Origin of the sequence: Sandarakinorhabdus sp., from assembly GCF_031430775.1 — a bacterium.
GTDB lineage: Bacteria > Pseudomonadota > Alphaproteobacteria > Sphingomonadales > Sphingomonadaceae > Sandarakinorhabdus.
The window spans coordinates 1-24,365 of sequence record NZ_JANPCD010000076.1 but is presented as its reverse complement, the minus strand read 5'-3'; the positions used below and the strand labels follow the sequence as shown (position 1 = coordinate 24,365).

Annotated in this window: 22 protein-coding genes; 11 read left to right on the top strand and 11 right to left on the bottom strand. The window is 63.9% G+C overall.

Features of this window, described 5'->3' with window-relative positions; translation table 11 throughout:
• Positions 1–24: 24 nt before the first annotated feature.
• The 4 genes from recJ to RMQ73_RS04305 form a co-directional block, all read right to left on the bottom strand.
• Entirely contained in the window at positions 25–1,800 is a 1,776-nt protein-coding gene (gene recJ, locus RMQ73_RS04320; protein WP_310496840.1) for a single-stranded-DNA-specific exonuclease RecJ, read from the bottom strand.
• A 7-nt stretch (positions 1,801–1,807) separates the two neighbouring features.
• Positions 1,808–2,800, bottom strand: a complete 993-nt coding sequence (glpX, locus tag RMQ73_RS04315; protein ID WP_310496821.1) for a class II fructose-bisphosphatase — start codon at positions 2,798–2,800, stop codon at positions 1,808–1,810.
• A 62-nt stretch (positions 2,801–2,862) separates the two neighbouring features.
• Positions 2,863–4,152, bottom strand: a complete 1,290-nt coding sequence (locus RMQ73_RS04310; RefSeq protein WP_409049829.1) for a homoserine dehydrogenase — start codon at positions 4,150–4,152, stop codon at positions 2,863–2,865.
• 2 nt (positions 4,153–4,154) lie between these two features.
• Entirely contained in the window at positions 4,155–5,363 is a 1,209-nt protein-coding gene (locus tag RMQ73_RS04305; RefSeq protein WP_310496820.1) for an LL-diaminopimelate aminotransferase, read from the bottom strand.
• Positions 5,364–5,492: 129 nt separating this feature from the next.
• On the opposite strand from RMQ73_RS04305, the gene RMQ73_RS04300 reads away from it, so the two are divergent.
• Entirely contained in the window at positions 5,493–7,253 is a 1,761-nt protein-coding gene (locus RMQ73_RS04300) for a class I poly(R)-hydroxyalkanoic acid synthase (RefSeq protein WP_310496819.1), read from the top strand.
• A complete protein-coding gene (locus tag RMQ73_RS04295) occupies positions 7,253–7,798 on the top strand; it encodes a hypothetical protein (RefSeq protein WP_310496818.1) in 546 nt (181 codons plus the stop codon). Before RMQ73_RS04300 ends, RMQ73_RS04295 begins: the two co-directional genes overlap by 1 nt.
• Before the next feature lie 9 nt (positions 7,799–7,807).
• Here RMQ73_RS04295 and RMQ73_RS04290 read toward each other — a convergent pair whose 3' ends face one another.
• The gene (locus RMQ73_RS04290; RefSeq protein WP_310496817.1) at positions 7,808–8,578 is read right to left on the bottom strand and encodes a DUF2189 domain-containing protein; all 771 of its coding nucleotides are present in this window, start codon (positions 8,576–8,578) and stop codon (positions 7,808–7,810) included.
• Between the two features lie 142 nt (positions 8,579–8,720).
• Here RMQ73_RS04290 and RMQ73_RS04285 point away from each other — a divergent pair, with 142 nt between their 5' ends.
• A complete protein-coding gene (locus tag RMQ73_RS04285; RefSeq protein WP_310496837.1) occupies positions 8,721–10,040 on the top strand; it encodes an acetamidase/formamidase family protein in 1,320 nt (439 codons plus the stop codon).
• A gap of 24 nt (positions 10,041–10,064) precedes the next feature.
• On the opposite strand, the gene RMQ73_RS04280 is transcribed toward RMQ73_RS04285, so the two are convergent.
• Together RMQ73_RS04280 and RMQ73_RS04275 are read right to left on the bottom strand one after the other, a co-directional pair.
• Positions 10,065–11,555, bottom strand: a complete 1,491-nt coding sequence (locus tag RMQ73_RS04280; protein ID WP_310496816.1) for an NAD(P)/FAD-dependent oxidoreductase — start codon at positions 11,553–11,555, stop codon at positions 10,065–10,067.
• Positions 11,556–11,629: 74 nt separating this feature from the next.
• A complete protein-coding gene (locus tag RMQ73_RS04275) occupies positions 11,630–12,151 on the bottom strand; it encodes a GcrA family cell cycle regulator (protein ID WP_310496815.1) in 522 nt (173 codons plus the stop codon).
• A 71-nt stretch (positions 12,152–12,222) separates the two neighbouring features.
• Between RMQ73_RS04275 and RMQ73_RS04270 the strand changes: the two genes are divergently transcribed.
• The 5 genes from RMQ73_RS04270 to RMQ73_RS04250 all read left to right on the top strand — a co-directional run bounded on the left by RMQ73_RS04270 (position 12,223) and on the right by RMQ73_RS04250 (position 18,460).
• Positions 12,223–13,056 carry an ABC transporter permease gene (locus tag RMQ73_RS04270; protein WP_310496814.1) on the top strand — a complete coding sequence of 278 codons (834 nt, stop codon included), beginning with the start codon at positions 12,223–12,225 and terminating at the stop codon, positions 13,054–13,056.
• Positions 13,057–13,159: 103 nt separating this feature from the next.
• Positions 13,160–14,368: an efflux RND transporter periplasmic adaptor subunit gene (locus RMQ73_RS04265; RefSeq protein WP_310496813.1), complete on the top strand. Its 1,209-nt coding sequence runs from the start codon at positions 13,160–13,162 to the stop codon at positions 14,366–14,368.
• The gene (locus RMQ73_RS04260; RefSeq protein WP_310496812.1) at positions 14,365–17,496 is read left to right on the top strand and encodes an efflux RND transporter permease subunit; all 3,132 of its coding nucleotides are present in this window, start codon (positions 14,365–14,367) and stop codon (positions 17,494–17,496) included. The genes RMQ73_RS04265 and RMQ73_RS04260 overlap by 4 nt, the downstream gene beginning before the upstream one ends.
• An 89-nt stretch (positions 17,497–17,585) precedes the next feature.
• Complete coding sequence (locus tag RMQ73_RS04255; protein WP_310496811.1) at positions 17,586–17,996, top strand: nuclear transport factor 2 family protein; 411 nt, start codon at positions 17,586–17,588, stop codon at positions 17,994–17,996.
• A gap of 11 nt (positions 17,997–18,007) precedes the next feature.
• Complete coding sequence (locus RMQ73_RS04250) at positions 18,008–18,460, top strand: hypothetical protein (protein WP_310496810.1); 453 nt, start codon at positions 18,008–18,010, stop codon at positions 18,458–18,460.
• 37 nt (positions 18,461–18,497) lie between these two features.
• Here RMQ73_RS04250 and RMQ73_RS04245 read toward each other — a convergent pair whose 3' ends face one another.
• Both RMQ73_RS04245 and RMQ73_RS04240 read right to left on the bottom strand, forming a co-directional pair.
• The gene (locus RMQ73_RS04245) at positions 18,498–19,289 is read right to left on the bottom strand and encodes an enoyl-CoA hydratase-related protein (RefSeq protein WP_310496809.1); all 792 of its coding nucleotides are present in this window, start codon (positions 19,287–19,289) and stop codon (positions 18,498–18,500) included.
• Between the two features lie 9 nt (positions 19,290–19,298).
• Positions 19,299–20,072 (bottom strand): SDR family NAD(P)-dependent oxidoreductase, encoded by a 774-nt coding sequence (locus tag RMQ73_RS04240; protein ID WP_310496808.1) that lies wholly within the window; start codon positions 20,070–20,072, stop codon positions 19,299–19,301.
• Positions 20,073–20,213: 141 nt separating this feature from the next.
• Between RMQ73_RS04240 and RMQ73_RS04235 the strand changes: the two genes are divergently transcribed.
• The 3 genes from RMQ73_RS04235 to RMQ73_RS04225 are packed head-to-tail and all read left to right on the top strand — an operon-like array spanning position 20,214 to position 22,092.
• The gene (locus RMQ73_RS04235; protein ID WP_310496807.1) at positions 20,214–20,891 is read left to right on the top strand and encodes a DUF1223 domain-containing protein; all 678 of its coding nucleotides are present in this window, start codon (positions 20,214–20,216) and stop codon (positions 20,889–20,891) included.
• A gap of 42 nt (positions 20,892–20,933) precedes the next feature.
• The gene (locus RMQ73_RS04230) at positions 20,934–21,467 is read left to right on the top strand and encodes a sigma-70 family RNA polymerase sigma factor (RefSeq protein ID WP_310496806.1); all 534 of its coding nucleotides are present in this window, start codon (positions 20,934–20,936) and stop codon (positions 21,465–21,467) included.
• Positions 21,457–22,092: a DUF1109 domain-containing protein gene (locus RMQ73_RS04225; protein WP_310496804.1), complete on the top strand. Its 636-nt coding sequence runs from the start codon at positions 21,457–21,459 to the stop codon at positions 22,090–22,092. The genes RMQ73_RS04230 and RMQ73_RS04225 overlap by 11 nt, the downstream gene beginning before the upstream one ends.
• Before the next feature lie 98 nt (positions 22,093–22,190).
• On the opposite strand, the gene RMQ73_RS04220 is transcribed toward RMQ73_RS04225, so the two are convergent.
• Together RMQ73_RS04220 and RMQ73_RS04215 are read right to left on the bottom strand one after the other, a co-directional pair.
• Positions 22,191–23,567 (bottom strand): class II 3-deoxy-7-phosphoheptulonate synthase, encoded by a 1,377-nt coding sequence (locus RMQ73_RS04220; RefSeq protein ID WP_310496803.1) that lies wholly within the window; start codon positions 23,565–23,567, stop codon positions 22,191–22,193.
• Between the two features lie 42 nt (positions 23,568–23,609).
• On the bottom strand, positions 23,610–24,365 hold a 756-nt coding region (locus tag RMQ73_RS04215), incomplete at its 5' end, for an FAD-dependent oxidoreductase (protein WP_310496801.1).

The window sequence follows — 24,365 nt, the reverse complement described above, 5'->3', positions numbered from 1 at the left end:
TGGGCGACAGTTTCAGGCCCAGCCTCAGGCAAAGGCGGCGTCATCCACTTCGATTTCCGCCGCCTGCGTGTTGCCCCAGTCGTCGCGCTTGATGCGGCCGGCCACATAAACCGGGCGTCCGCGTGCGCCGGCCAGCGCTGCGCCCAGCACGCTGTCGGCATGGCGAAACGCGATAGCCTTGACCCGGGCGCCGTCGGCCCCGGACAGCACGAGCTTCAGGTGATTGGTGCCGACAACCCGGCAATCGACGATGGTCCACGGCCCCGATGCGACGCGCGGCGAAGACCAGCCCTGGCCATAGGGGCCAGCAACCTCCAGCGTTTCCACCAATTCAAGGCTGACGCCGCGCGGCGCAACGGCCGTGTCGATGGACAGCAAGCGGCCATGTGACGCGCCGTCCACGGCGGCGCCAAGCCGGTCATTGAGGAACGCCGCCAGCGCATCGATTCCGTCCGCCGCCACCGTCAACCCGGCTGCCATGGCATGGCCGCCACCGGCGATGAGCAGGCCATGGTCCTTTGCGGCCAAAATGGCAGCGCCCAGATCGACGCCGGCGATAGAGCGTCCCGAGCCCTTGGCGGTGCCATCGTCGCCGATGGCGATGACGATGGCCGGGCGCTGCCACTGGTCCTTGAGGCGCGAGGCGACGATGCCGATGACGCCGGGGTGCCAGCCGGCACCGGACACGACCGCGCAGGCCATGTTGGCGGCGCTGGCCGATGCCGCCAGCGCTTCCTCGGTGACGGCAGTCTCGATGGCGCGGCGTTCGGTGTTCAGGCGGTCAAGTTCGGCGGCGATGGCGGTGACTTCGCCCGGCTCATCACTGGTCAGCAGCCGCACGCCCAGATCTGCCTGGCCCACCCGCCCGCCGGCATTGACACGCGGGCCGAGCGCAAAGCCCAGATCGCGCGCTGTGGGTGCGGCTTTCAGCCCCGCAACATCGGCCAGCGCCGCCAGGCCGATGTTGCGGCGGCCGCGCATGACCTTGAGGCCCTGTGTGATAAAGGCGCGGTTGAGGCCGGTCAGGGGGACCACATCGGCGACCGTGCCAAGCGCGACGATATCGAGCAGTTCAGTCAGCTTCGGTTCGGGCCGGGCGGCGAACCAGCCCCGGCTCCGTAGACCCCGGTTGATGGCCACCACGGTCAGGAACGCCATGCCGACGGCGGCCAGATGGCCGTGCGCCGCGCCGATGGCGCTTTCATCCAACCGGTTGGGATTGACCAGCGCCACGGTGACAGGCAGCGCGGTGGCGGCCTTGTGGTGGTCGACGACAATGACATCCAGGCCGGCGGCGCGTGCGGCGGCCAGCGCCTCGAACCCTTGCGTGCCGCAATCGACCGTTATGACCAGATCAGCGCCAGCGGCCTTGAGCGCCACAAGGGCATCCGCCGATGGCCCATAGCCTTCGAGCAGTCGGTCGGGGATGTAATGGCCGACAGCGGCGCCGACCCCGCGCAGATAGCGGATCAGCACCGCCGCCGAGGTGGCGCCGTCGACGTCATAATCGCCAAACACTACAATGGATTCGCCCCGGTCCAGCGCCGTTATGATGCGGGCGGCGGCGACGTCCATGTCGGCAAACACCGATGGGTCGGGCAGCCAGTCCCGAAGTGTTGGCGCTGCCAGACGGGCAAAATCGGCCTGCACAGCGCCGCGCGCCCGAAACAGATGGTGCAGCAGTTCGTCCTGCCCGCGTCCATCAAGCGCCCCGCCAAGTTCGCCGCCCGGCGCCAGGCCGCCGCGCCACGCCCAAGGCTGGCCGAGGATGGACGCAGAAACCTGAAAGACATGCGCCATGGCGGCGTCAGCGGTAACGATGGTCGCGGTGCTCGCCGTCAACCCAGCGGATGGTGCCCGACGAGGCGCGCATGACGACACTTTGCGTCGTGATCAGCCCGTCCTTGCGGCGCTTGACGCCCTTGAGCATCGAACCGTCGGTCACGCCCGTGGCAGCGAAGATGACGTCGCCCTTTGCCAGGTCGGTCAGGCCGTAAATCCGGTCGAGATCGGTGATGCCCCAGCGGCGGGCGCGGCCACGTTCGTCATCGTTGCGGAACACCAGTCGGCCCTGGAGCTGACCACCGACGCAGCGCAAGGCCGCCGCCGCCAGCACGCCTTCGGGTGCGCCGCCTGAACCCATGTAGATATCGATGCCGGTGTCGGGGTTGGTGGTGGCGATGACGCCGGCGACATCGCCGTCGGGGATCAGCATGATGCCACAGCCAAGGCCGCGCAGTTCGGCAATCAACGCCTCGTGGCGGGGCCGATCGAGCACGCAGACGATAAGGTCGGCTGGCGCCACGCCCTTGGCAGCGGCAACGGCGCGGACATTGTCGCTGGGCGATTTCGCCAGGCTGATGACGCCGTCCGGATAACCGGGGCCGACAGCAATCTTGTCCATATAGACGTCAGGCGCGTTGAGCAGCCCGCCCTCTTCGGAAATTGCCAGCACGGCCAGCGCGTTGGGGCCGGCCTTTGCGGTGATGGTGGTGCCTTCGAGAGGGTCGAGCGCAATATCGATGCGCGGGCCGGCGGGGGTACCCATGGCGGCGCCGCGACCGACCTTTTCGCCGATGAACAGCATCGGGGCTTCGTCGCGCTCGCCTTCTCCTATGACCACGGTGCCGTCGAAATCCAGTTCGTTCAGGGCTTCGCGCATCGCTTCGACAGCAGCGGCATCGGCGGCCTTTTCATCGCCGCGCCCGATCAGCCGCGATGCAGCCACGGCAGCATGTTCGGTGACGCGCACCATTTCCAGCACCAACACCCGGTCAAGGACCGAACTCCGCTCCGTCATGCCTGTCGCCTCAATCTGTGAATGGCTGGGGCATAAGCGGTTTGGGCGCCCGAGGGAAGGCGTCAGAAGTCCAATATGTGCATCTTCACTGGCTTGCCGGTGACGGCGGGGGATGCCTCCATCTGGGCCAGGCTGGCGACGACCTGCGCCTCGCTGGTGTCATGGGTGACCATGACGACCATCGCGTCGCCGTTCTCTGCCGGCCCGCGTTGCACCAGGCTTTCGATCGACACGCCGTGATCGCGCAGCGCCGCCGTAATTTCGGCCAGCACGCCGGCACGGTCGGCAACCGCCAAGCGCAGATAATAGCGCCCGCGCCGCACGGCAGGGTCAGCCGGCGGCAACTGCGCCAGATCGGCCACGGGCATTCCGAACGGCTGGCGGATATCGCCGCGCGCTATGTCGATCAGATCGGCGACAACTGCGCTGGCGGTCGGTCCTTCGCCAGCGCCGCGCCCCTGAAAGAACAGCCGCCCGGCAAAGTCGCCTTCGACGACCACGGCGTTCAGGGCGCCGGACGTTGTGGCCAGCGGATGTTCGGCAGGCAGCAGGGCAGGGTGGACGCGCTGGAACAACTGGCCGCCCGATGCCTCGGCCAGGCCGACCAACTTGATTCTGAAGCCCAATGCCGCGGCCTGCACAAAGTCAGCCGCAGCGATGGCGCGGATGCCTTCGCAGGCCACGCCGGCAAAATCGATGCGGCTGCCGAACGCCAGCGCCGCCAGAATCGACAGTTTGTGCGCCGTGTCGATGCCGTCCACGTCAAAGCTGGGATCTGCCTCGGCATAGCCCGCCGCCTGCGCATCGGCGAGCACGTCGTCGAAATCGAGGCCCTCGGCATCCATGCGCGTCAGGATGTAATTGCAGGTGCCGTTCATCAGGCCATAGACGCGCGCGATGCTGTTGGCCGCCGCACCTTCGCTCAGCGCCTTGATGATGGGGATACCGCCAGCGACAGCGGCTTCGTATTTCAGTGCCAGCCCGGCTGCTTCGGCGATGCCGGCGAGATCAAGCCCGTGATGAGCCAGCATGGCCTTGTTGGCAGTGACCAGCGGCTTGCCGGCCGCCAGCGTGCGCCGCGCCAGCGTCAGGGCAGGGCCGTCCGAGCCGCCGATGAGTTCGACGACCACATCGACGTCATCGCGCGCCGCCAGTTCGGCGGCATCATCGACCCAGGCACAGCGCGACAGGTCCACGCCGCGTTCGCGGCTGCGGTCGCGCGCCGACACAGCGGTGACGACAATCGCCCGCCCGGCACGCCGCGCAATCAGTTCTGCGTTCTGTTCGAGAACCTTGACGACGCCCGCGCCGACATTGCCCAGCCCGGCCAGGCCAACCCGCAATGGTGTCATGATCAGCCTGCGACCTTGGCCGGCGTGTTGACACCCATGGATTGCAGATACTTGCGGATATTGCGCGCCGCCTGGCGCAGTCGCTGTTCGTTTTCGACCAGTGCGATGCGGACAAAGCCTTCGCCGTCCTCGCCATAGCCAACGCCCGGTGCCACGGCGACTCCGGCATGGATGAGCAATTGCTTGGAGAATTCGAGGCTACCCAGATGCGCCAGTGCCGGCGGCAACGGTGCCCAGCAGAACATGCTGGCGCGCGGCGGCGGGATTTCCCAGCCAGCGCGGGCAAAGCTTTCGACCAGCACGTCGCGGCGGCGATGATACAGTTCGCGGTTCTGCTGGACGATATCTTGCGGGCCGTTGAGCGCCGCGACCGCTGCCGCCTGTATGGGCGTGAAGCCGCCGTAATCCAGATAGGATTTCACCCGGGTCAGCGCGCTGATCAGCGTCTTGTTGCCGACGGCAAAACCGATGCGCCAACCGGCCATGGAATAGGTTTTCGACATCGAAGTGAACTCGATGGCCACATCCTTGGCGCCCGGCACTTGCAGGATCGACGGGGTGGGCATGCCGTCGAAATAAATTTCCGAATAGGCAAGGTCGGACAGCACCCAGATCTGGTGTTTTTTCGCAAATGCAACGACGCGCTCATAGAATGCCAGATCGACCGTTTCGGCGGTCGGATTGGACGGATAACCCATCACCAGGATCGACGGCTTGGGCACAGTAAAGCGCATCGCGCGCTCAAGGGCCTCGAAATACGCTTCGTCCGGCGTTGTCGGCACGCTGCGGATGGTTGCGCCGGCGATGATGAAGCCGAAGGTATGGATGGGGTAGCTGGGATTGGGGGCCAGCACGACATCGCCGGGCGCGGTGATCGCCTGCGCCAGATTGGCGAGCCCTTCCTTGGAACCGAGCGTCACCACGACCTCGGTTTCGGGATCGACGTCCACACCGAACCGCCGGGCATAATAATCGGCCTGGGCACGGCGCAGGCCGGGAATGCCCTTGGACGCCGAATAGCCATGGGCGTCGGGTTTGGCGGCCACTTCGGCCAGCTTGTCGATGACATGCTGGGGCGGCGGCGAATCCGGATTGCCCATGCCGAGATCGATGATGTCCTCACCGCGTGCGCGCGCCGCTGCCCGCATCGCGTTCACTTCTGCGATGACATAGGGCGGCAGGCGGCGGATGCGGTAGAATTCTTCGGTCATGTTCGTGTCTCCGATGCCTGCAATAACGCCGTGTGCGCTGCACTGCAAAAGGATACTGGCCCCGCGCATCCGGGCTTGGCGCGGCAGGCTTCTGGGGCCATGGTATTTCCAGCCATCAAGGGAACCAAAATGCCCGACGCGCCGACACCCATCGACCCCCAACCCATCGAACAGTTCCAGAAATGGACCGAGCTTATGGGGCGCGGCCAGCAGATGATGCTGGAATTCATGAGCAAGGAGCAAACCAGCCTGCCAGCGGCCGATCCCTTGGGTATCATGGCGACATGGGGCCGGGCGATGAATGCGGCGATGACCGACCCTGCCAAGCTGTTCGACCTGCAATCGCGGTACCTGAAAGATGCCATGACGCTGTGGCAGAGTTTTCTGTCGCCCGGTTCCGCCACCAGCCCGGTTGCCGGCGTCAAGGACAAGCGCTTCGCCGGCGAGGCGTGGCGCGAGACCCCGGCCTTTGACTTCCTGCGCCAGTCCTACCTGCTCGCCGCCAGCTATGTGATGGAGGGCAGCCGCGACCTCGAAGGGCTGGACGACCATGAAAAGGCCAAGGCGCAGTTCCTCATCAAGCAATATGTCGACGCCATCAGTCCGTCGAATTTCGCCCTGACAAATCCCGAGGTGATGAAAAAAACCGTCGAAACCGGCGGCAGCAACCTGCTCAAAGGCTTGGAATTCCTGCTGGATGACCTGAAATCAGGCCGGATGCGGATGACGGACGAAAACGCCTTTGAAGTCGGCCGCAACGTCGCCATCACGCCCGGCAAGGTCGTGTGGGAAAACCGCTTGTTCCAGCTTATCCAATATGCGCCGGCAACGCCAAAGGTGCACGCGGTGCCGCTGCTGATCTTTCCGCCCTGGATCAACAAATTCTATATCCTCGATCTGACAGCGGAAAAAAGCTTCATCCGTTGGGCGGTGGAGCAGGGCCTGACGGTGTTCGTGACCAGTTGGAAGAACGCCGACGAGACACTGGCCGATGCCACGATGGACACCTATGTCGGCGAAGGGCTGCTGACGGCGCTGGAGCGCGTGCTGGAGATTTGCGGCACCAAAAGCACCCACACCATCGGTTATTGCGTGGCCGGCACGAACCTGGCTGCCGCGCTGGCTGTGCTTGCGGCGCGCGGGGAGGCGGAAAAAATCGCATCCGCCACATTCTTCACCGCGCAGGTGGACATGAGCGAATGCGGCGAACTGGCAATATTCATTGACGAACCGGGCCTTGAGGCCGTCGAGCGAATAACCGCCGACAAGCCGGTTCTGGATGGCCGCATCATGGCCAGCACGTTCAACATGCTGCGGTCAAACGATCTCATCTGGAACTATGTCGTCAACAATTATCTGATGGGAAAAGATTATTTCCCGTTCGATCTGCTGTATTGGAACAGCGACGCGACCAATGTGCCGGCAAAATGGCATCGCCAATATCTCGAAGACATTTACCGCGACAACAAGCTGGCGCAACCGGGCGGCCTGTCGGTGCTGGGTGTGCCGATCGACCTCACCACGGTTCACACCCCGGCCTATATCCAGGGCGGCAAGGAAGATCATATCGCGCCGGCCCGCAGCGCCTACAAGCTGACAAGTCATTTCAAGGGCGATACGCGCTTTGTGCTGGCCGGATCGGGGCATATTGCCGGCGTGGTCAACCCGCCGTCAGCGAACAAATACCAGTTTTGGACCAGTGACAAACTGCCCGCGACGTTTGACGATTTTGTGCAAACGGCCACCGAAACCAAGGGCAGCTGGTGGCCGGACTGGATCAAATGGTTGACGCCCCGGTCGGGCAGCCAGGTCAAGGCGCGCATTCCCGGCGAAGGCCCCTTTGCTGCCATCGAGGACGCGCCCGGCCGTTATGTGAAGGAGCGCATTTGATGGCCGATTTCCGCGAAGCGATGCGCCGGGTCATCACCGGCGACGATGCCAGCGGGCAATCGGTGGTCATCATCGACGGTGGCCCATCGGTGTTCAACGGCGATCCGAACCTGGGCGGGCTGTTTGAAATCTGGGAGGACGCCGCGTCCGGGCCACTGGACCCGCGCGATCACGCCGATCTGGGTGCCACCCGCGCCGTGCTCGGGCCACGTGCCGGCAATGTCCAGGTGCGCTGGTTCGTCGTGTCGCCATTGCCCGAAGGCGTGCCCAAGCCCGAACTGGACACGATGGTGCGCACTGTGTTCGCGGGTTTTGATGGCGAGCGCCACATCATCGACCAGAGCCGCCATCCGGCGATGCACGAGACGCATTCCATTGATGTGATCTGCCTGTTGCAGGGTGATGTCTCCCTGATCCTCGAAGGCAGCGAAACCCGCGTCAAACCCGGTCAGGTCGTTATCCAGCGTGCCACCAACCATGCCTGGGTTGCGCATGGTGGCCCGGCGGTGTTGCTGGCGGTGCTGATCGACAGGGCCGTGATGTAAGGCGTTGGCCTAGCTGACCGCGCGCCGATAAAGATGCCAGGTCGCGTGGCCGAGCACCGGCAACACGACCAGAAGGCCCAGAAAAAGCGGCACCATCGCGGCAAAAAGCGAGACCGCAATCACCATGGCCCATGCCAGCATGATGCGGCCATTTGAACGCACGGTCGCGAGGCTGGTGATAATGGCGGTGATGAAGTCGATTTCGCGGTCGACGAGCAATGGCAGGCTGATAACCGTGACCGCATAGAACGCCAGCGCCATCAGCGCACCCGCCAGGCTGCCGACAAGCAGCATGGCTATGCCCGGCCCTGTCAGCAGAATGGCAAGCGTGTCTGCGCCGTGCCCGGCACCGGCCATGAACACCGCGAAAATCCCGTGTGCGACCATCAGCCAAAAGGCAAAGGCGACGAATATGATGACGCCCATGCTCAATATCTGTTCGTCGCCGTGCCCGCGCATGGCCCCGAGGATGGACCGCCAGGTCATCGGCAGGCCGGCCTCGCGGCGGCGGCTGACTTCATAAAGCCCGACGGCGGCAAAGGGCGCAAACAGCGGAAAGCCGGCTGCCGCCGTGACCAGCCAGCGTGTTTCGCTGCGACCGGACAGGACAAGCGTCAGGCACAACCCGGCCACGACATAAATGGCGGCAAAGAACAGCCCGAACGCGGGGAATGCCGTGAAATCGCTCCAGCCAGCAGCGAGCGCGGCGCGCAAGTCGCTGGCCCTCAGGTCGTGCGCTACCATTGTCGGGGCAACGGGGGCTTGATGAACCGTGTTCATGATGCAGCATCCCTCGACTAGCTGACTCAGCTTGCCTCAGATAGCCGTTGCCATCAAGCGGGGCCGGGACTGCAATTGCTTGACTGGCTGCGGCAAGCCGTTATCGATTACAGATGTAGTCAAAGAAGGCGCACCTGTCGTGATGCGAACGATCATTCTCGTGCTGGCGCTTGCTATGCCTTCGCTGGCCACGGCGCGGCAGGCCGCCACAGCAGCCATGACCGGCCAATGGATCGTCACGCTGGACCGCTGGGGAAACCCGGAATACTCGGTATTGAACCTGCGCGAAAACGATCGGACGCTGTCGGGCGATTGGGATGGAGACCCGGTCAAGGGTACCGTTGGCGAGCGTGCAATCATGGTTTCGACCACGGACGGCCAAGGCGGAGTTTACGAATTCCGGGCTAAGCGCGCGGCTGATACGCTCTCTGGCGTCGCCGACTTCCCCGACAACAACAATCCGTCGCAGCGCCTGCAATATCGCTTCACGGCGCGGCGCGTGCCTGCAAGAGCCAGCAACGCGGCCCAAGTTCATGATTTTTTGCCGGCGGACTACGCCAACAGCTTTTCGGCCGAGCGGCCGCCGGTGCTTACCATATGGCCCGGCGACACTGTTCGGACAAGCACGATCGATTCCGGCGGCGTGGATGCGAAGGGCCAGACGCGGGCGTTATTTGGCAACCCGCAAACCGGGCCGTTCTTTGTAGCGGGCGCGGCGCAAGGCGACACGCTGGTGGTGCATATCCGAAAACTGCGTTTGAACCGAGATTGGGCGGACAGTCTCGACAGCATCGTTGGCCGGGCACTGGGAAGCCGGCTGGTTGCCGACGGCACTGACCTCGGCAAGCCGGTCCGTTGGCGGTTGGACCGTTCGACAGGCATGGCGTCCCCTGAATTGGCCGCCGGGCGGCTCAAGGACTACAAAGTGCCGGTACGACCCATGCTTGGCGGGCTAGGGCTTGCCAGCGGTTTTGGGGCGCCCGCGATGTCAACCGGAGATACCGGGCGGGCTGGCGGCAATATGGATTTCCCGGAGGTTATTGAAGGCAACACAGTGTATCTGCCTGTGCAGCAGCCCGGCGCGCTGCTGTATCTGGGGGATGGCCATGCCCTGCAAGGGGACGGCGAGACCAGCCAATATGGTCTTGAAACGTCGCTCGACGTCGAATTCACGGTCGATCTCATCAAAAGTCAAACAGTGCCGATGCCGCGTGTGGAATCGCCGACGGAATTGATGGTGCTTGGCCAGGCCGGATCGCTTGACGAGGCATTGAAGGCCGCCAGCACCGGCCTGATTTCATGGCTGAGGCAGGACTATGGTCTCACCCTGTCAGAGACGGCGCAGGTAATGGGAACGGCCGTGCGTTTCAGCGTGCCCAATCTTGCCGGACGCAGCGTCGGTGTCGCGGCGCGGATCGACAAGGCGCTTTTGCCGCAGCCGCTTAAGGCTCTCGGCAACTGAACAGCCGGGCGGCGCCGCGCTGCTTCATTCAGCAGCCTCCAGCATTTTTGTCTGTTCGGCCTGCGGATTGATGAACAGCATTTCCTGGGTCACATCGCCTTCCCGAAGTTCGGCGCGGTCGAGCTTGTAGTTCGCCGTCACCACCCAGGGGGCGCGGTTGCCGGAACGGGGCAGGGCGTCGGCGCCGCGCTGCACATAGCCTGACGACAGGTCCATCGCGAGGCGTTCGGCGTGCACATCTGCTGACGGCGTCGGCGTGGCAATGCTGGTACCGGTCGCCTTCATATGGTTGAGGATGCGGCCGACATACTCGGCGATCAGGTCTGACCGCAGCGTCCAGCTGGCGTTGATATAGCCAAAGCTGACCGCCATGTTGGGAATACCCGAGAACATCATGCCCTTGTAGGCGAGGCTGTCGGCGGTGCGGCGCGGCTCGCCATCGACGGTGACCGCCATGCCGCCCAGCGCCTCCAGCTTGAGGCCGGTCGCAGCCACGATGATGTCTGCTTCCAGCAGTGCGCCTGACGTCAGGCGGATGCCTTCGGGTTCAAATCCAGTGATGGTGTCAGTGACAACATCGGCCTTGCCGGACGAAATGGCGTCAAACAGATCGGCATCGGGCACCAGGCAAAGCCGCTGGTCCCAGGGGTTGTATTTCGGGTTGAAATGCCGGGCCATGTCATAGCCTTTGGGCAACAGTTTTTCGAGCCGGCCAAGCAGGTTCTGCTGTACGCGCTCGGGGTTCTTGCGGGTCTGGCCATAGAACCACATGCCCATGGTGACATTCTTCCAGCGCACCAGATCATAGGCCATCTGTGCGGGCAGCACGGCCTTGAGGACATTGGCGATGACATCGCTGGACGGGCGGCTGACGACATAGGTCGGCGAGCGTTGCAGCATGGTGACGTGCGCGGCCTTTTTGGCCATTTCCGGCACCAGCGTCACGGCGGTGGCGCCCGACCCGATGATGACGACTTTCTTGCCGGTATAATCCAGCGTCTCGGGCCAGAATTGCGGCTGGATCACTTCGCCCTTGAAACTGGCTTCGCCCGGCCAATCAGGCTTGTAGCCGCTGGAATAACTGTAATAGCCCGAGCACATGTACAGGAAATTGCAGGTCAGCGTCGTTGTGGTGCCATCGGACAGAGCGGCGGTCAGCGTCCAGCGCGCGGCGGCGGAATCCCACGCAGCAGCCTTGACCTTGTGACCAAGCCGAATATGTTTTTCGACATCATTCTCCGCAGCGGTTTCGCAGATGTAATTGCGGATGCTGGGGCCGTCGGCAATGGCCTTGGCGGCTTTCCACGGCTTGAACCGATAGCCAAGCGTGTACATGTCGCTGTCGGACCGGATGCCCGGATAGCGGAACAGGTCCCAGGTGCCGCCGATGGCGCCGCGCCCTTCGAGGATGACAAAGCTGCGGTCGGGGCAGTCGCGCTGCAAATGCACGGCGGCGCCAATGCCCGACAGGCCGGCCCCCACGATCACAACATCGAAATCAGGCGCCTTGGTCATCGTCAATTCTCCCGGTTGACGCTTACGGTAAGTGGGAGATGTGAGTGACGCAAGCGCCCCGCGTCAAATGCGCCTCAGACGCGACGAGGCATCCCGGGCATCTGCACCGGCGGGCGGCGGTCACGGTCACGGCGCGGCAACTGCGCCTGATAGGCAACAAGGCAATGTTCGGTGCAATATGGGAACCCTGCCTGCGATGGCTGACCGCAAAAATGAAAGTCGGCATCGCCGGGATGACCGATCGGCCATTTGCAGACCTTGTCGTTGAGATCGAGCAAGGTCGTGCGCGCCGCCTTGCCGGTTTTGACCGGCTTGCGAGCGGCCGGCTTGACAGCGATCGGAGCAGGCGCCGGGACAGGCTGCGGCGTGATGGTCGCGGCTTTTGCCGCAGCAACCGGCGCCGGCGCAGCGGCAGGCGCCGTGTCTTCGCCGGCCTTGACCGGCGAGGGGCGGCTTTCCAGCCCGAGGCGATGCGCCTTGCCGATCACGGCGTTGCGCGACACGCCTTCGCCCAGCATTTCGGCGATCTGGCTGGCGGTCATGCCGCCTTCCCAGCCCTGCTTGAGCTTTGCAATTCGTTCGTCGGTCCAGGCCATAATATTTCGCTTCTGCTATTTCAAATGCGGCCCGCCTTGGCTTTGGCCCGCCCGTCGCCTAAGCCACTAGCATGATGCCCGCCGATAACAACCCGCTTCCGCCGCACCCAGAGCCCGGAGTCATCGTCATTCCGTCGGTCAACTGGCAGGGGCTGCGTACCCTTTATTTGAAGGAGGTGCGCCGCTTTTTCAAGGTGCAGCTCCAGACTGTCTGGGCGCCGGCCATCACGACCTTGATGTTTCTGGTGATTTTCAGCCTGGCGCTGGGCGGCAGCCGCGGCGAAGTGCTGGGCGTGCGCTATGCCGATTTTCTAGGGCCGGGCCTGATTGTCATGGGCATGATCCAGAACGCCTTTGCCAATTCGTCCTCGTCGATTCTGGTCGCCAAGGTGCAGGGATCGATCATCGATGTGCTGATGCCGCCATTATCGGCTGGCGAGCTGGTGTTTGCCTATGTTGCCGGCGCATTGACTCGCGCCTGGCTGGTCGGGATTGCGGTCTGGCTGGTGATGGCGGTTGCGCCCGGCGTCGATGTGCCGATCAGGAACCCGCTGCTGGTGCTGTATTTTGGCACCATGGGCTCGGTGATGCTGGCGTTGCTGGGGGTGCTGACGGGGATCTGGGCCGACAAGTTCGATCATGCGGCCGCTGCGACCAATTTTGTCATCCAGCCGCTGACGCTGCTGTCCGGCACATTCTACGCCATCGACCGGGTCAGCCCGCTGATGGCGACGATCAGCCATCTCAATCCGTTCTTTTATATCATCGACGGCTTCCGCAGCGGGTTCATCGGCGTATCCGATGGTCTTTTGCCGCAGGGGATTTTGACCCTTTTGGTCGTAAACGTCGTGCTATGGTTTGTTTGCTGGCGCGTGTTGCGCTCCGGCTGGCGGCTGAAGGCCTGATTGGGCTGGCGGCGGGAGTGCGTGCCAATGACGTGTTCCTCGCCGGTCCAGGCAGTTCCATGCGCCTCGGGAATGAACGGCCTGCCGGTATCCGGCGCGGCCAATGAAGGTTAGAATATACATCATGGCCAATGGCTATTTCATCAGGGCTGGTCTGGGCATTGCTGCCATTGCAGCGCTGGCCGCATGCGGCGACGGCAGTGACGGCAAGGCAGGTGGCCCCGGCGGCAAGCGGCCGCCCATGCTGGTGGCTGCCATGTCGGCCGCCACGGAATCCTTTGCGCCGACCTTGCTGGCTCTGGGCACGGTAACGCCGCGCCAGACCGTGGCCGTGCGTACCCGCGCGGATGGTGAGATCATGGCCGTGCTGTTTCGGGAGGGCGATTTCGTTCGCGCCGGCCAGCCGTTGTTCCGGCTTGATGATCGGCAGGCGCGCGCCGGCACAGCCCAGGCGCGGGCGAATCTGGCGAGTGCGCGGGCGACGCTGGTGCAGGCGAAGGGTGATTTCGAACGCGCCAAGGCACTGGTCGGCAAGGGTTTCATTTCGCAGGCCATTTTGGACCAGCGCCGCGCTCTGGCCGATGCCGCTGACGCTGCGGTTGCTGCGGCGGCCGCACAATTGCGTGTCGCCGAAACCCAGCTCAGTTTCCTGAGTGTGTCGGCGCCGGTATCTGGACGCACCGGTGAAATCGGCTTTCGGCTTGGCGCCGTTGTTCGCGCCGCCGATGCAGCGCCGCTGGTCACCATCAACCAGATCTCGCCTATCGATGTGCGCTTCCTGGTGCCGGCGCAGCAGATCATGGCCGCGCGTGCGGCGCTGCGCGGCAATGCCGCCTCGGTCACGGTTCGCAAGCAGGGGACAGCGCCGGGCGCCGGTGCCGTGCTGGCCACCGGGCGGCTGGTGTTCCTCGACAACAATGTCGACGCCGGCAACGGCGCCGTTGCGGCCAAGGCCGAATTCGCCAATGGCTCCGACCAGCTCTGGCCCGGCGCGATCCTGAATGTCGAATTGCCGCTCGGCCAGGCCATGCCGCATGTCGCGCTGCCGGAATCGGCGGTGCAGACCGGACGTGACACGCCCTTTGTCTGGACAGTGGGCAAGGGCGGCGAGGTCGCCATGCGGCCTGTTGCCATCGCCGGGCGCCTCGCTGGCAAGGTCTATCTGGCCAGCGGTGTCAGCCCCGGCGAAAAAATCATCACCGACACGCTGCTGCGGATCAAGGAAGGTGACAAGGTCCGCCTGAAAGATGGACCAGGCCGTGCGCCGGTGACTGCTGCTGCTTCGGCGCCTGCGCAAGGCAAAGGCGGATGAGCCTCGTTCGCATCTTTGTCGAGCGGCCGGTGGCGACTGTGCTGCTGACCTTTGCGATCCTGTTTGCCGGGCTGTTCGGTTATCGCCAGCTGCCGGTATCGGCGCTGCCCGAGGTCGATCTGCCGACGATCCAGATCCAGGCCAGCCTGCCGGGCGCCAATCCGTCGACCATGGCGACATCCGTGGCCACGCCTATCGAGCGGCAATTGTCGACGATTTCCGGCATCGACCAGGTGATTTCGTCGTCATCCACAGGCTCGACCCAGATCACCATCCAGTTCAGCCTTGACCGCGATATCGACGCCGCCGCGCTGGATGTGCAGTCTGCCTTGTCGGCGGTGCAGCGCCGCCTGCCGCGCGAGATGCCGAACCCGCCCAGCTTCAGCAAGCTGAACCCGGCTGACCAGGCGGTGATCATATTCTCGGTACGCGACAAGATGCGCCCGATGAATGAGCTGCAGACGCTTGTCGACACCCTGATGGTGCCGCGCATTTCGACCTTGCCGGGTGCCGGCCAGGTGCAGACCTATGGCAGCCGCCGGTATGCCATCCGTATCCAGTTCACGCCGGAGGCGCTGGCGGCGCGCGGGCTGACCGTGCAGGATGTGCGTGCCGCCGTGGCCGCCGCCAACAGCAACGCGGCCGTCGGCGCCATTACCGGCGGCGACCGGACCTATACCCTTGAGGCCAGTGGCAATCTCGAACGTCCGGAAGAATTTGCCGACATCATCATATCGACGCGCGGCGGGCAGCCTGTCCGGCTCGGCGATATTGCCTCGGTGTTCAGCAGTTATGAAAACCTGCGCGGTCAGGCAAAATACAATGGGGAGCCGTCGCTGACAGTTGCTGTCAACCGCCAGCCGGGTGCCAATGTCGTCAAGCTGGTCGATGCCGTGCGCAAGGTATTGCCCAGTGTCAGCGAAGCCATGCCGACGTCTGTCGACATCACCGAAATCGTCGACCGTTCGGAATCCGTGCGCGATTCCGTATTCGATGCGCAGTTCACGCTGCTTGGCACGGCGCTGCTGGTCATTTTGGTCATCTATCTGGTGCTTGGCGATGCGCGCGCCACGGCCATCCCCGCAGTCGTGTTGCCGGTGGCGGCCATCGGCACCTTTGCCGGCATGTACATGTTCGGCTTCAACCTCGACAATCTGTCGCTGTTGGCCCTGACGCTGGCGACCGGCTTTGTCGTCGATGATGCCATTGTCGTGCTGGAGAACATCGTCAGTCACGTCGAGAACGGCGAAGCGCCGCGCAGCGCGGCAGTGACCGGCGCCAATGAAATCAGTTTCACGGTCCTGTCCATCTCGGTCAGCCTGGTGGCGGTGTTCATCCCGCTGTTGTTCATGGGCGGCATCATCGGGCGATTGTTTTTTGAATTTGCTGTCACCATGACCATCGCAATCGCGGTGTCGGCCGTGTTGTCGCTGACGCTGATACCGATGATCGCGGCGCGAATTCTGAAATCCGGCGAGCATGAGCACAGCCGGGTCGCGCAGATGTCCACCAGAGCCTTTGCCCGGCTGACGCGGCGTTACATGGCGGCATTCGACTGGACGTTGCAACACCGGCGCACCATCGGCTTTTTGACGGTGGCATCGGTGTTTGTCGCGATCTGGGGCTTTGTTTCGGTACCAAAGGGCTTTTTCCCGACCGAGGATACCGGACTGATCTTCATCGGGACGGAATCGGCACCCGATATCACCTATTCCGCCATGCTGGCAAAGCAGGATCAGGCCGCGAAGATCCTGCTCGCCGACCCGGCGGTAGAGCGGGTGAACTCGATTGTGGGCGGTGAGGGGGCCAGTCGTGGCCGCATGTTCGCACCGCTGAAACCACGCGCCGAGCGCGATGACATCGATGTCGTGCAGGCCCGGTTGCGCAAGAAATTGTCGGGCATTCCGGGTTTTGCGGTCTATCCCAATGCCCCGCAGAATTTGCAGTTCGGCGGCCGGCCCAGTTCCACCAACTACCAGTACACATTGTCTGCGGTCGACAAGGACGTGCTGTATGATTTCGCACCTCGGCTGGAGGCGAAGTTGCGCACTGTCCCCGGCTTCGAGGATGTGTCCACCGACTATCAAAAAGGCGCGCGCGAGGCCTTTGTCGAAATCGACCGCGATGCCGCTGCCCGGCTGGGCGTGCCCGTGCAGACCATCCGCGAGACGATCTATGCCGCCTATGGCAACCAGCAGATCTCGACCATCTATACCGATGCCGAAGACTATCAGGTCATCATGGAAATCAGCCCGTCGGAGCAGATGACCCCTGATGGTATCGGGCGCCTGCTGGTGCGCGGCAATGGCAGCAACGACCGGTCGGGCAATCTGGTGCCGCTATCGGCCGTGACCAGCGTGACTATTCGCGGCGCACCGACAGTGGTGTCGCATCAGAGCCAGTTGCCGGCCGTGACACTGTCGTTCAACCTTGCAAAGAGCCTGGCACTTTCGCAGGCCAAGCCGCTGATCGAGCAGGCGTCCGAAGAACTGGGCAAGCCTGCGAGCATCAACGGTGCGCTTGGCGGCAATGCCCAGCAATTCGAAGCATCGACCAGTTCGATGCCGATCCTGTTCCTGGCAGCAATCATCGTCATCTATATCGTGTTGGGCGTTCTGTACGAAAGCTTCGCACATCCGCTGACCATCCTGTCCGGCCTGCCGGCGGCCGGCATTGGTGCGGTGGCGTTCTTGTGGCTGTTTGGCATGCCGCTGGATGTCATCGGCATCATCGGTGTCGTGTTGCTCATCGGTATCGTCAAGAAGAACGCCATCATGATGATCGATTTCGCACTTGCCGGGCAGCGCAAGCATGGCTGGACTCCCGTGCACGCCATCCGCGAAGCTGCCGAGAAACGCTTCCGGCCGATCATGATGACGACTTTTGCCGCCATGGCAGGCGCGGCGCCGCTGGCGCTCGGCGTTGGCGCGGGCGCCGAATTGCGCCAGCCTTTGGGTATCGCCGTGCTTGGCGGCCTGGTCATCAGCCAGGTGCTGACTTTGTTCATCACGCCGGTTGTGTATCTCGGCATCGAAGGCCTGTCGGCGCGGCTGCGTGTCCGGCGCGGTGCCGGCGATGTGGCGGAACTTCCGGGCGGGACAGCATTTCGATCAGAGGCGGCCGAATAACGCCGGTGCGGTGCCCCTCCCGCAAGCAGCAGGGGCCAATGCCCGGTGTTTCGCGCTAATGTGCGGCAACACGGTCCGGAGTGTCGCCCATGCCTGATGAACTGTCTTCGTCTGATGCCAATCTGGCCCGTTGGCATGCCTATGTGGCGGCGCCAGACCACAAGACGCTGTGGGAAATGTTGCATCCGGATGCGGTGTTCGAAAGCCCGGTTGTCCACACGCAGCAAAGGGGCAGGGACATCGTGTTCAAATATCTGGCCAGCGCCGACAAGGTGCTGGGCGGGCCAGGGTTTGCCTACACTGGCGAGTGGCTGGGTAACAATTCGGCGATCATCGAGTTCGAGAATGTCGTGCGCGGGATCAAGGTCAATGGCATCGACATGATCACCTGGAATGACGATGGCCAGATCACGCATTTCAAGGTGATGGTGCGGCCGCTCAAGGCCATCCAGTTGGTCCACCAGATGATGGGCGAAATGCTGGCGGAGATGTCTGGCTGAGCCGGCTGGATGTGACTTTGCGCCACGCGGCGGGCAGGCGCGGCGCGCATTATGCCGGCTCCATGATGCGCTTTGGCCTTGCTTCCCTGCTGATCCTGTCATGCCTGTCCGGTTGCGCCGATGATGCTGCGCCGGAACGCCGCGCCTTGACGATCGCCGGTGATCTGGTGGCCCGCGCCGGCATCGGCGATGGCGCCATTCTCGCGCCGATCATGGGGGTGGACAGCGAAGGCCGCCTTGGCCTGTGCGGCGTGGTCGAAACCCGCAAAGGCCCAGTGCGGATTGTTGCGGACTTCGCCGCCGGCACCGTCCGCAGCGGACGCCCTGCCAGCCAGCAGCGAATCTCGCCCGATTTGGGCGAGCGCCGGTTCTGCACGGCCTATGCGACGGAGCGCTGGCAGCGCCTGTCGGCCAATGACCCGATCGGCCTAGCGGCCCGGCTGCCGAATCAGCTTCCCGAATAGTCCGGCCAGAGTGTTTCCACGCGGTGCGACTGCTTGCTCAGCGGCCGCTCCAGACCGGCGGGCGTTTTTCCAGGAAAGCGCGCAGCCCTTCGCGAAAATCCTCCGATGCTGCGCACATCAACTGGTTGCGATTTTCGATGGCCATGGCCGCTTCAAGGCTGGAGGCGTCGATCGCCATGGCCAGTCCTTCCTTGGTCATGCGCAGCCCGATGGGCGAAGCCGCCAGCATCTCCTCAAGATAGGGTTGAACCGCGGCCGCCAACTGGTCATCGGGGACAACTTCGCTGACCAGTCCGGTGGCGAGCGCCCTCGGCGCATGGATGAACCGCCCCGTCATCATCAGTTCGGCCGCCACGGATGCCCCGACGATGCGGGGCAGGAAGTAGCTGACGCCCATGTCGCAGGATGACAGGCCCAGTTTGATGAAGGCGGCGTTCAACCGCGCAGTTTCGCCGGCAATGCGGATATCGCTGGCCAGTGCGAACGCCAGCCCGCCACCGCAGGCGGGGCCATGGATCAGGCTGATGATCGGCTGCGGGCAGCGGCGCATGCGGACATAGACATCGGCAAGATAGCCCTGAAATCCGAAGCCGCCGCCGAACGGGGCCGTTTCGCGGCCTTGCGCCTTGATATCCAGCCCGGCGCAATAGGCCTTGCCGGCGCCGCGCATGACGATGATGCGCGTGTCGCCATCGTTGAACTTGCGGCCGAAATAGTCGCCAAGATCATGCACCATCTGCAAGTTGATGCTGTTCAGCGCTTCGGGACGGTTCAGCGTCAGCCATTCGACGGCGCCCTGGCGGTCTATTGTGATGGTTTCATAAATCATTGCAGGCCCCTACCTGTTACCTTGGCCATCATCGATCTTGATGACAGTGCCCGTGACCGCGTCCGATGCTGGCGAGACGAGATAGAGCAAGGTCGAGTCCATCTGTGCCGGATCGCCCAGCCGTTTGCGGCGGAACGACTGGCTGATGTCGCCCATGCGCGCCAGCATGCCGTCCATCATTTCCGATGAAAAGGCACCCGGCGCGATAGCGTTGACGTTGATCGGATAACGCGCCCATTCGACCGCCAGCGCCTCGGTCATCCGCACCACGGCAGCCTTGGTGGTGGAATACAGCGCCGCGCCATGCCCTTGATATTCATAGGCGGCCATCGAGGCGATGTTGACGATGCGCGCCGGCCTGCCATCGGCGATGCGCCTTGCGCCAAGCGCCGTGGACAACAGCCATGGCCCGGTGAAATTCACCGCCAGCACTTGATTGACCAGTTCGGGGGTCATCTTATGGGCGCGCTGGGCATCGGGGATGCCGGCGTTGTTCACGAGGATGGTCACGGGGCCGAGTGCGGCTTCGACCTTGTCGATTATGGTCAGGCACTGGTCCTGGTCGGCAACGTCCAGCACAAAGGCCTGCGCCGTACCGCCGGCAGCGGCAATGTCTGCGACCAGCGCGTCCAGCTTGTCGGTGCGGCGCGCACAGACTGCGACATGGGCACCGGCAGCGGCGAGCACCCGCGCAAAGCGGGCGCCAAGGCCCGATGATGCACCGGTAACAAGCGCGACCTGTCCGGACAGGTCATGGGCGGCATTGGGCAGGGGATAGGTCATTGCGGCACCTTTGGTTCTGGATGCACTTGACTGCGCCTGCCTTCGGCGGTGCGCATCTGTGGCAATGAAGAGGGTGCTTGTAACCTGCATGATGCGGACGGCGTATTCCCGGCATCAAGACAGTTCGCAAGGACGCCTGCCATGAAGTGTTTGTTCCCCCTGCTGACGGCGTTGCTGCTGACCAATGCACCGGCATGGGCCAGCGCCCCTCTGGTGGTTGTTGAGCTATACCAGAGCCAGGGCTGCTCATCATGCCCGCCGGCCAATGCCAATCTGAATGCCGTGGCCGATCGTGCCGATCTGCTGCCGCTGTCGTTTAGTGTCACCTATTGGGACCAGCTTGGCTGGAAGGACAGCTTTGCCAAGCCGCAATTTACCCAGCGGCAATGGGACTATGCCCGCGCCCAGGGCCGAGACCAGGTCTGGACGCCGCAAGTGTATGTGGGAGGCCGAAAGACGGTCGTGGGCCGCGATGCACGCGAGTTCGGCGATGCGATTGCCGCCTCCCGGCCGGCGGCCGGCGCGCCGCAGCTTCAGGTGACGTCCAGAGAGATTGCCGTCGCCATGGGCAAAGGGACCGGCGATGTCTGGCTGGTCCGTTATGACCCAAGGTCCGAAAATGTGCCGATCCGCGCCGGGGAAAATGGCGGCCGCACGTTGCCGCACCGCAATATTGTCAAGCAACTGGTCAAATTGGGCCGTTGGAACGGCAGGCCCGTGCGCTTTGTCCTGCCAGCGGCGCCTTCGGCTGGGCTGGTGACGGCGGCCATTGTCCAGTCGGGCAAGGGTGGACCCATCCTTGCGGCAGCGCGCGGCTGATGGGATACCCCTGTCTGGCGCGGCTTTGAAGGGATCTGGCATTTGGCCGACGGTGATCCTTGGGGTGAGTGGATGGCAGCGGCGCAGCGCGGCGATGCGGCTGCCTATCGCCAGTTGCTTGCCGCTTTGCGCCCGTGGTTGGTACGCTTCCTTGGCCGGCGGCTGCCACCTGCGCAGGTCGAGGACACGGTGCAGGACGTGCTGATGGCCATCCACACAAAGCGCCACACATTCGAACCGGGCCGGCCATTCCTGCCCTGGGCGGCCGCGATTGCGCGCTATCGCTGGATCGACCGGCTGCGCGCCATGGGCCGGGCGCCGGAAAGCGAACTGAACGATGTCCACGGCGTGCCGGACCATGGCGCTGCCGTGATGTCGGCGACCCTGCTGACGGCATTGCTGGAACGGCTGAAACCAGCGCAGGCGCAGGCGATTCGGCTGGTGAAGTTGCAGGGATTTTCCATCGAGGAAGCCGCGTCGATCAGCGGCCAATCGCCCAGCCTTGTCAAAGTCAATATTCATCGCGGACTGGGACGCCTGTCCGCCATGGTCGAAGGAGGCCAGGATGGCCAGTGACCCGTTCATCGATACGCTTGTCGGCGACCTGAAACCGGTTTCCGCGCGGTCGCGGCGGCGCGACATGCTGCTGCTGCTGGGCTTTGGCGCAGTGGAATTGCTACTGGTCGTGCTGATGCTGGGCATGCGCCCCGACATGCCGCTGGCGGCGCATGACATGGCATTCTGGTGGAAACTGGCCGGACTGTTGGCGATTTTCCTGCTATCGGGCGCTGCGCTGGTGATGGGTCTGTACCCCGCGGGTCGCCTGCCGCGTTTCAGGGCCAGTCTTGCTGGCCTGGTGATCACGCTGCTGCTGAGCGGCTGGCTGATCGATGCGGCAGGTCGCGGCGACCTTGCAGCGCGGTTGATGCCGGCGGAGGGGCTGGGCTGTGTCCTGGAGACGCTGACGGCCGGGCTGCCGATGCTGGTGTTGGTCGGTTGGCTGGCGGGGCGGAGTGCGCCGACGCTGCTGGCGCGTACCGGGCTGTCGGCCGGGCTGGCAGCGGCGGCGGCGGGCGGCCTGGCCTTTGTGCTGTCCTGCCCGCACAACGACCCGCTTTATGTCGTTGTCTGGTACGGCGGGTCGATGGCGCTGCTGGCGCTGGTCGGCTGGGGGCTGTTGCCCCGCCTGTTGCGCTGGTAGCCCGCGCCGCCTCGCGCTCTCGCCAAGTTTGGGCGGCCCTGCGCCGCCTGTTGCGCCTGTTTCTCAGGCGGCCCCGCGCCGCCTGTTGCACCTGTTTCTCAGGCGGCTTGCGCCGCCTTGAGGGCTTCGCGCTCGCCCTTGAGTGCCTCGGCAATCAGAAACGCCATTTCCAGCGCTTGGCTGGCATTCAGGCGCGGATCGCACTGTGTCTGATAACGGTCGGACAGGCCAGCGTCGGAAATGGCGATGGCGCCGCCGGTGCATTCGGTGACATCCTGCCCGGTCATTTCCAGATGGATGCCGCCGGCATGGCTACCTTCGGCGCGGTGCACGGCAAACACCGCCTTCACCTCGGTCAGTATCTGGTCGAATGGCCGGGTCTTGAGACCGCCGACTGCCTTGATGGTGTTGCCGTGCATCGGATCGCATGACCAGATGACGCGCTTGCCTTCGCGTTTGATGGCACGGATCAGGCGCGGCAGATGCGCTTCCACCTTGTCATGGCCAAAGCGTGTGATGAGCGTGAGCTTGCCGGGCACATTGCCGGGGTTGAGGATGTCGATCAGGCGCAAAAGGTCGTCGGGCTCGGTCGTCGGGCCGCATTTCAGGCCAAGCGGATTGCCGACGCCGCGCAGGAATTCGACATGGGCCGAGCCTGCAAAGCGCGTGCGGTCGCCGATCCACAACATATGCGCCGATGTGTCGTACCAGTCGCCGGTCAGCGAATCCTGCCGCGTCATCGCCTGTTCGTAGCCGAGCAGCAGCGCCTCATGGCTGGTGTAAAAGCTGGTGCCTTTAAGCTGCGGCACGGTTTCGGGCGAAATCCCGCAGGCTTCCATGAAATCCAGCGCTTCGCCGATACGGTCGGCCAGCGTGCGATACTGGTCGGACCACAAGGAACGCCCGGTGAAATCCAGGTTCCATTTGTGGACCTGGTGCAGATTGGCATAGCCGCCACTGGCAAAGGCGCGCAGCAGATTGAGCGTCGCGGCCGATTGCAGGTAACCGCGCATCATGCGCTGCGGGTTGGGGGTGCGTGCTTCGGGCGTGAACTCGATGTCGTTGACGTTGTCGCCCCGGTAGCTGGGAAGCGAAACGCCGTCGATTTCCTCGAAATCGCCTGAACGGGGCTTGGCGAACTGGCCTGCCATGCGGCCGACCTTGATCACCGGCATCTTGGAGCCGAATGTCAGCACCACCGCCATTTGCAGCAGCACGCGGAAGGTATCGCGGATGGTGTTCGGGTGAAATTCGGCAAAGCTTTCGGCGCAGTCGCCGCCTTGCAGCAGGAACGACTTGCCGGCCTCCACGTCCGCCAGGCTGGTGATGAGGTCGCGCGCCTCGCCGGCAAACACCAGCGGCGGGTAGGAGCGCAGTTCCTGCTCGACGGCGGCTAATGCCGCCGCATCGGGATATTGCGGAAGCTGGCGTGCCTCAAAGCCGCGCCAGCTATCGGGGGTCCAGTTTTTGGTCATGACGGGGCGTTCCTTGCGGCGTTTGACGCTGCGATGCAAGCATCAGCGCATCAGCACCAGTTCCTCGCTCATGGTCGGATGCAGCGCCACGGTATCGTCGAACTGTTCCTTGGTCAGGCCGGCGCGCACGGCGATGGCGACGGCTTGCAGGATTTCCGGCGCATCCGGGCCGATCATATGGGCGCCCACAACCTTGTCCGATGCGGCATCGACGATGAGTTTATAGAGCGCGCGTTCATTGCGGCCGGCGAGCACGTTCTTCATCGGCCGAAAATCCGATGTGAACACTCGCACCTGGCCGTAAGTGTTGCGCGCCTGCGCCTCGGTCAGGCCGACGCTGCCCAATGGCGGGTTGGAAAACACCGCGCTGGGCACCTGGCTGTGATCGACGCGCCATTGCCGCGTGCCGAACAGCCGGTCGGCCAATGCATGGCCTTCGCGGATGGCGATGGGCGTCAGCTGGATGCGGTCGGTGACATCGCCCACGGCATGGATGTGCGGTACATTGGTCTGGCTGTCGGCATCGACGGCGATGGCGCCGCCGGGCGTCAGCGCGATGCCGGCAGCCTCAAGGCCAAGCCCTTCGATGTTGGGGCTGCGGCCCACGGCCCAGAGGAAGACATCGGTGTCCAGTGTCTTGCCGTCGGTGAAATGCACGCGAATGCCGTCGTCAAGTTTTTCAAGCCGTTCAAGCCGGCAGTTGAGACGGAAATTTATGCCCTTGGCCATCGAGATGGTCAGCAGACGGTCGGCCAGCGCCGGTTCCCAGCCGCGCAGGATGGTGTCGGAGCGGTTGAT

Bases quoted from the DNA above. Each gene is read 5' to 3' on its own strand.
- recJ (WP_310496840.1), bottom strand. From the start codon at position 1,800: ATGGCGCATGTCTTTCAGGTTTCTGCGTCCATCCTCGGCCAGCCTTGG.
- glpX (WP_310496821.1), bottom strand. From the start codon at position 2,800: ATGACGGAGCGGAGTTCGGTCCTTGACCGGGTGTTGGTGCTGGAAATG.
- RMQ73_RS04310 (WP_409049829.1), bottom strand. From the start codon at position 4,152: ATGACACCATTGCGGGTTGGCCTGGCCGGGCTGGGCAATGTCGGCGCG.
- RMQ73_RS04305 (WP_310496820.1), bottom strand. From the start codon at position 5,363: ATGACCGAAGAATTCTACCGCATCCGCCGCCTGCCGCCCTATGTCATC.
- RMQ73_RS04300 (WP_310496819.1), top strand. From the start codon at position 5,493: ATGCCCGACGCGCCGACACCCATCGACCCCCAACCCATCGAACAGTTC.
- RMQ73_RS04295 (WP_310496818.1), top strand. From the start codon at position 7,253: ATGGCCGATTTCCGCGAAGCGATGCGCCGGGTCATCACCGGCGACGAT.
- RMQ73_RS04290 (WP_310496817.1), bottom strand. From the start codon at position 8,578: ATGAACACGGTTCATCAAGCCCCCGTTGCCCCGACAATGGTAGCGCAC.
- RMQ73_RS04285 (WP_310496837.1), top strand. From the start codon at position 8,721: ATGCGAACGATCATTCTCGTGCTGGCGCTTGCTATGCCTTCGCTGGCC.
- RMQ73_RS04280 (WP_310496816.1), bottom strand. From the start codon at position 11,555: ATGACCAAGGCGCCTGATTTCGATGTTGTGATCGTGGGGGCCGGCCTG.
- RMQ73_RS04275 (WP_310496815.1), bottom strand. From the start codon at position 12,151: ATGGCCTGGACCGACGAACGAATTGCAAAGCTCAAGCAGGGCTGGGAA.
- RMQ73_RS04270 (WP_310496814.1), top strand. From the start codon at position 12,223: ATGATGCCCGCCGATAACAACCCGCTTCCGCCGCACCCAGAGCCCGGA.
- RMQ73_RS04265 (WP_310496813.1), top strand. From the start codon at position 13,160: ATGAAGGTTAGAATATACATCATGGCCAATGGCTATTTCATCAGGGCT.
- RMQ73_RS04260 (WP_310496812.1), top strand. From the start codon at position 14,365: ATGAGCCTCGTTCGCATCTTTGTCGAGCGGCCGGTGGCGACTGTGCTG.
- RMQ73_RS04255 (WP_310496811.1), top strand. From the start codon at position 17,586: ATGCCTGATGAACTGTCTTCGTCTGATGCCAATCTGGCCCGTTGGCAT.
- RMQ73_RS04245 (WP_310496809.1), bottom strand. From the start codon at position 19,289: ATGATTTATGAAACCATCACAATAGACCGCCAGGGCGCCGTCGAATGG.
- RMQ73_RS04240 (WP_310496808.1), bottom strand. From the start codon at position 20,072: ATGACCTATCCCCTGCCCAATGCCGCCCATGACCTGTCCGGACAGGTC.
- RMQ73_RS04235 (WP_310496807.1), top strand. From the start codon at position 20,214: ATGAAGTGTTTGTTCCCCCTGCTGACGGCGTTGCTGCTGACCAATGCA.
- RMQ73_RS04225 (WP_310496804.1), top strand. From the start codon at position 21,457: ATGGCCAGTGACCCGTTCATCGATACGCTTGTCGGCGACCTGAAACCG.
- RMQ73_RS04220 (WP_310496803.1), bottom strand. From the start codon at position 23,567: ATGACCAAAAACTGGACCCCCGATAGCTGGCGCGGCTTTGAGGCACGC.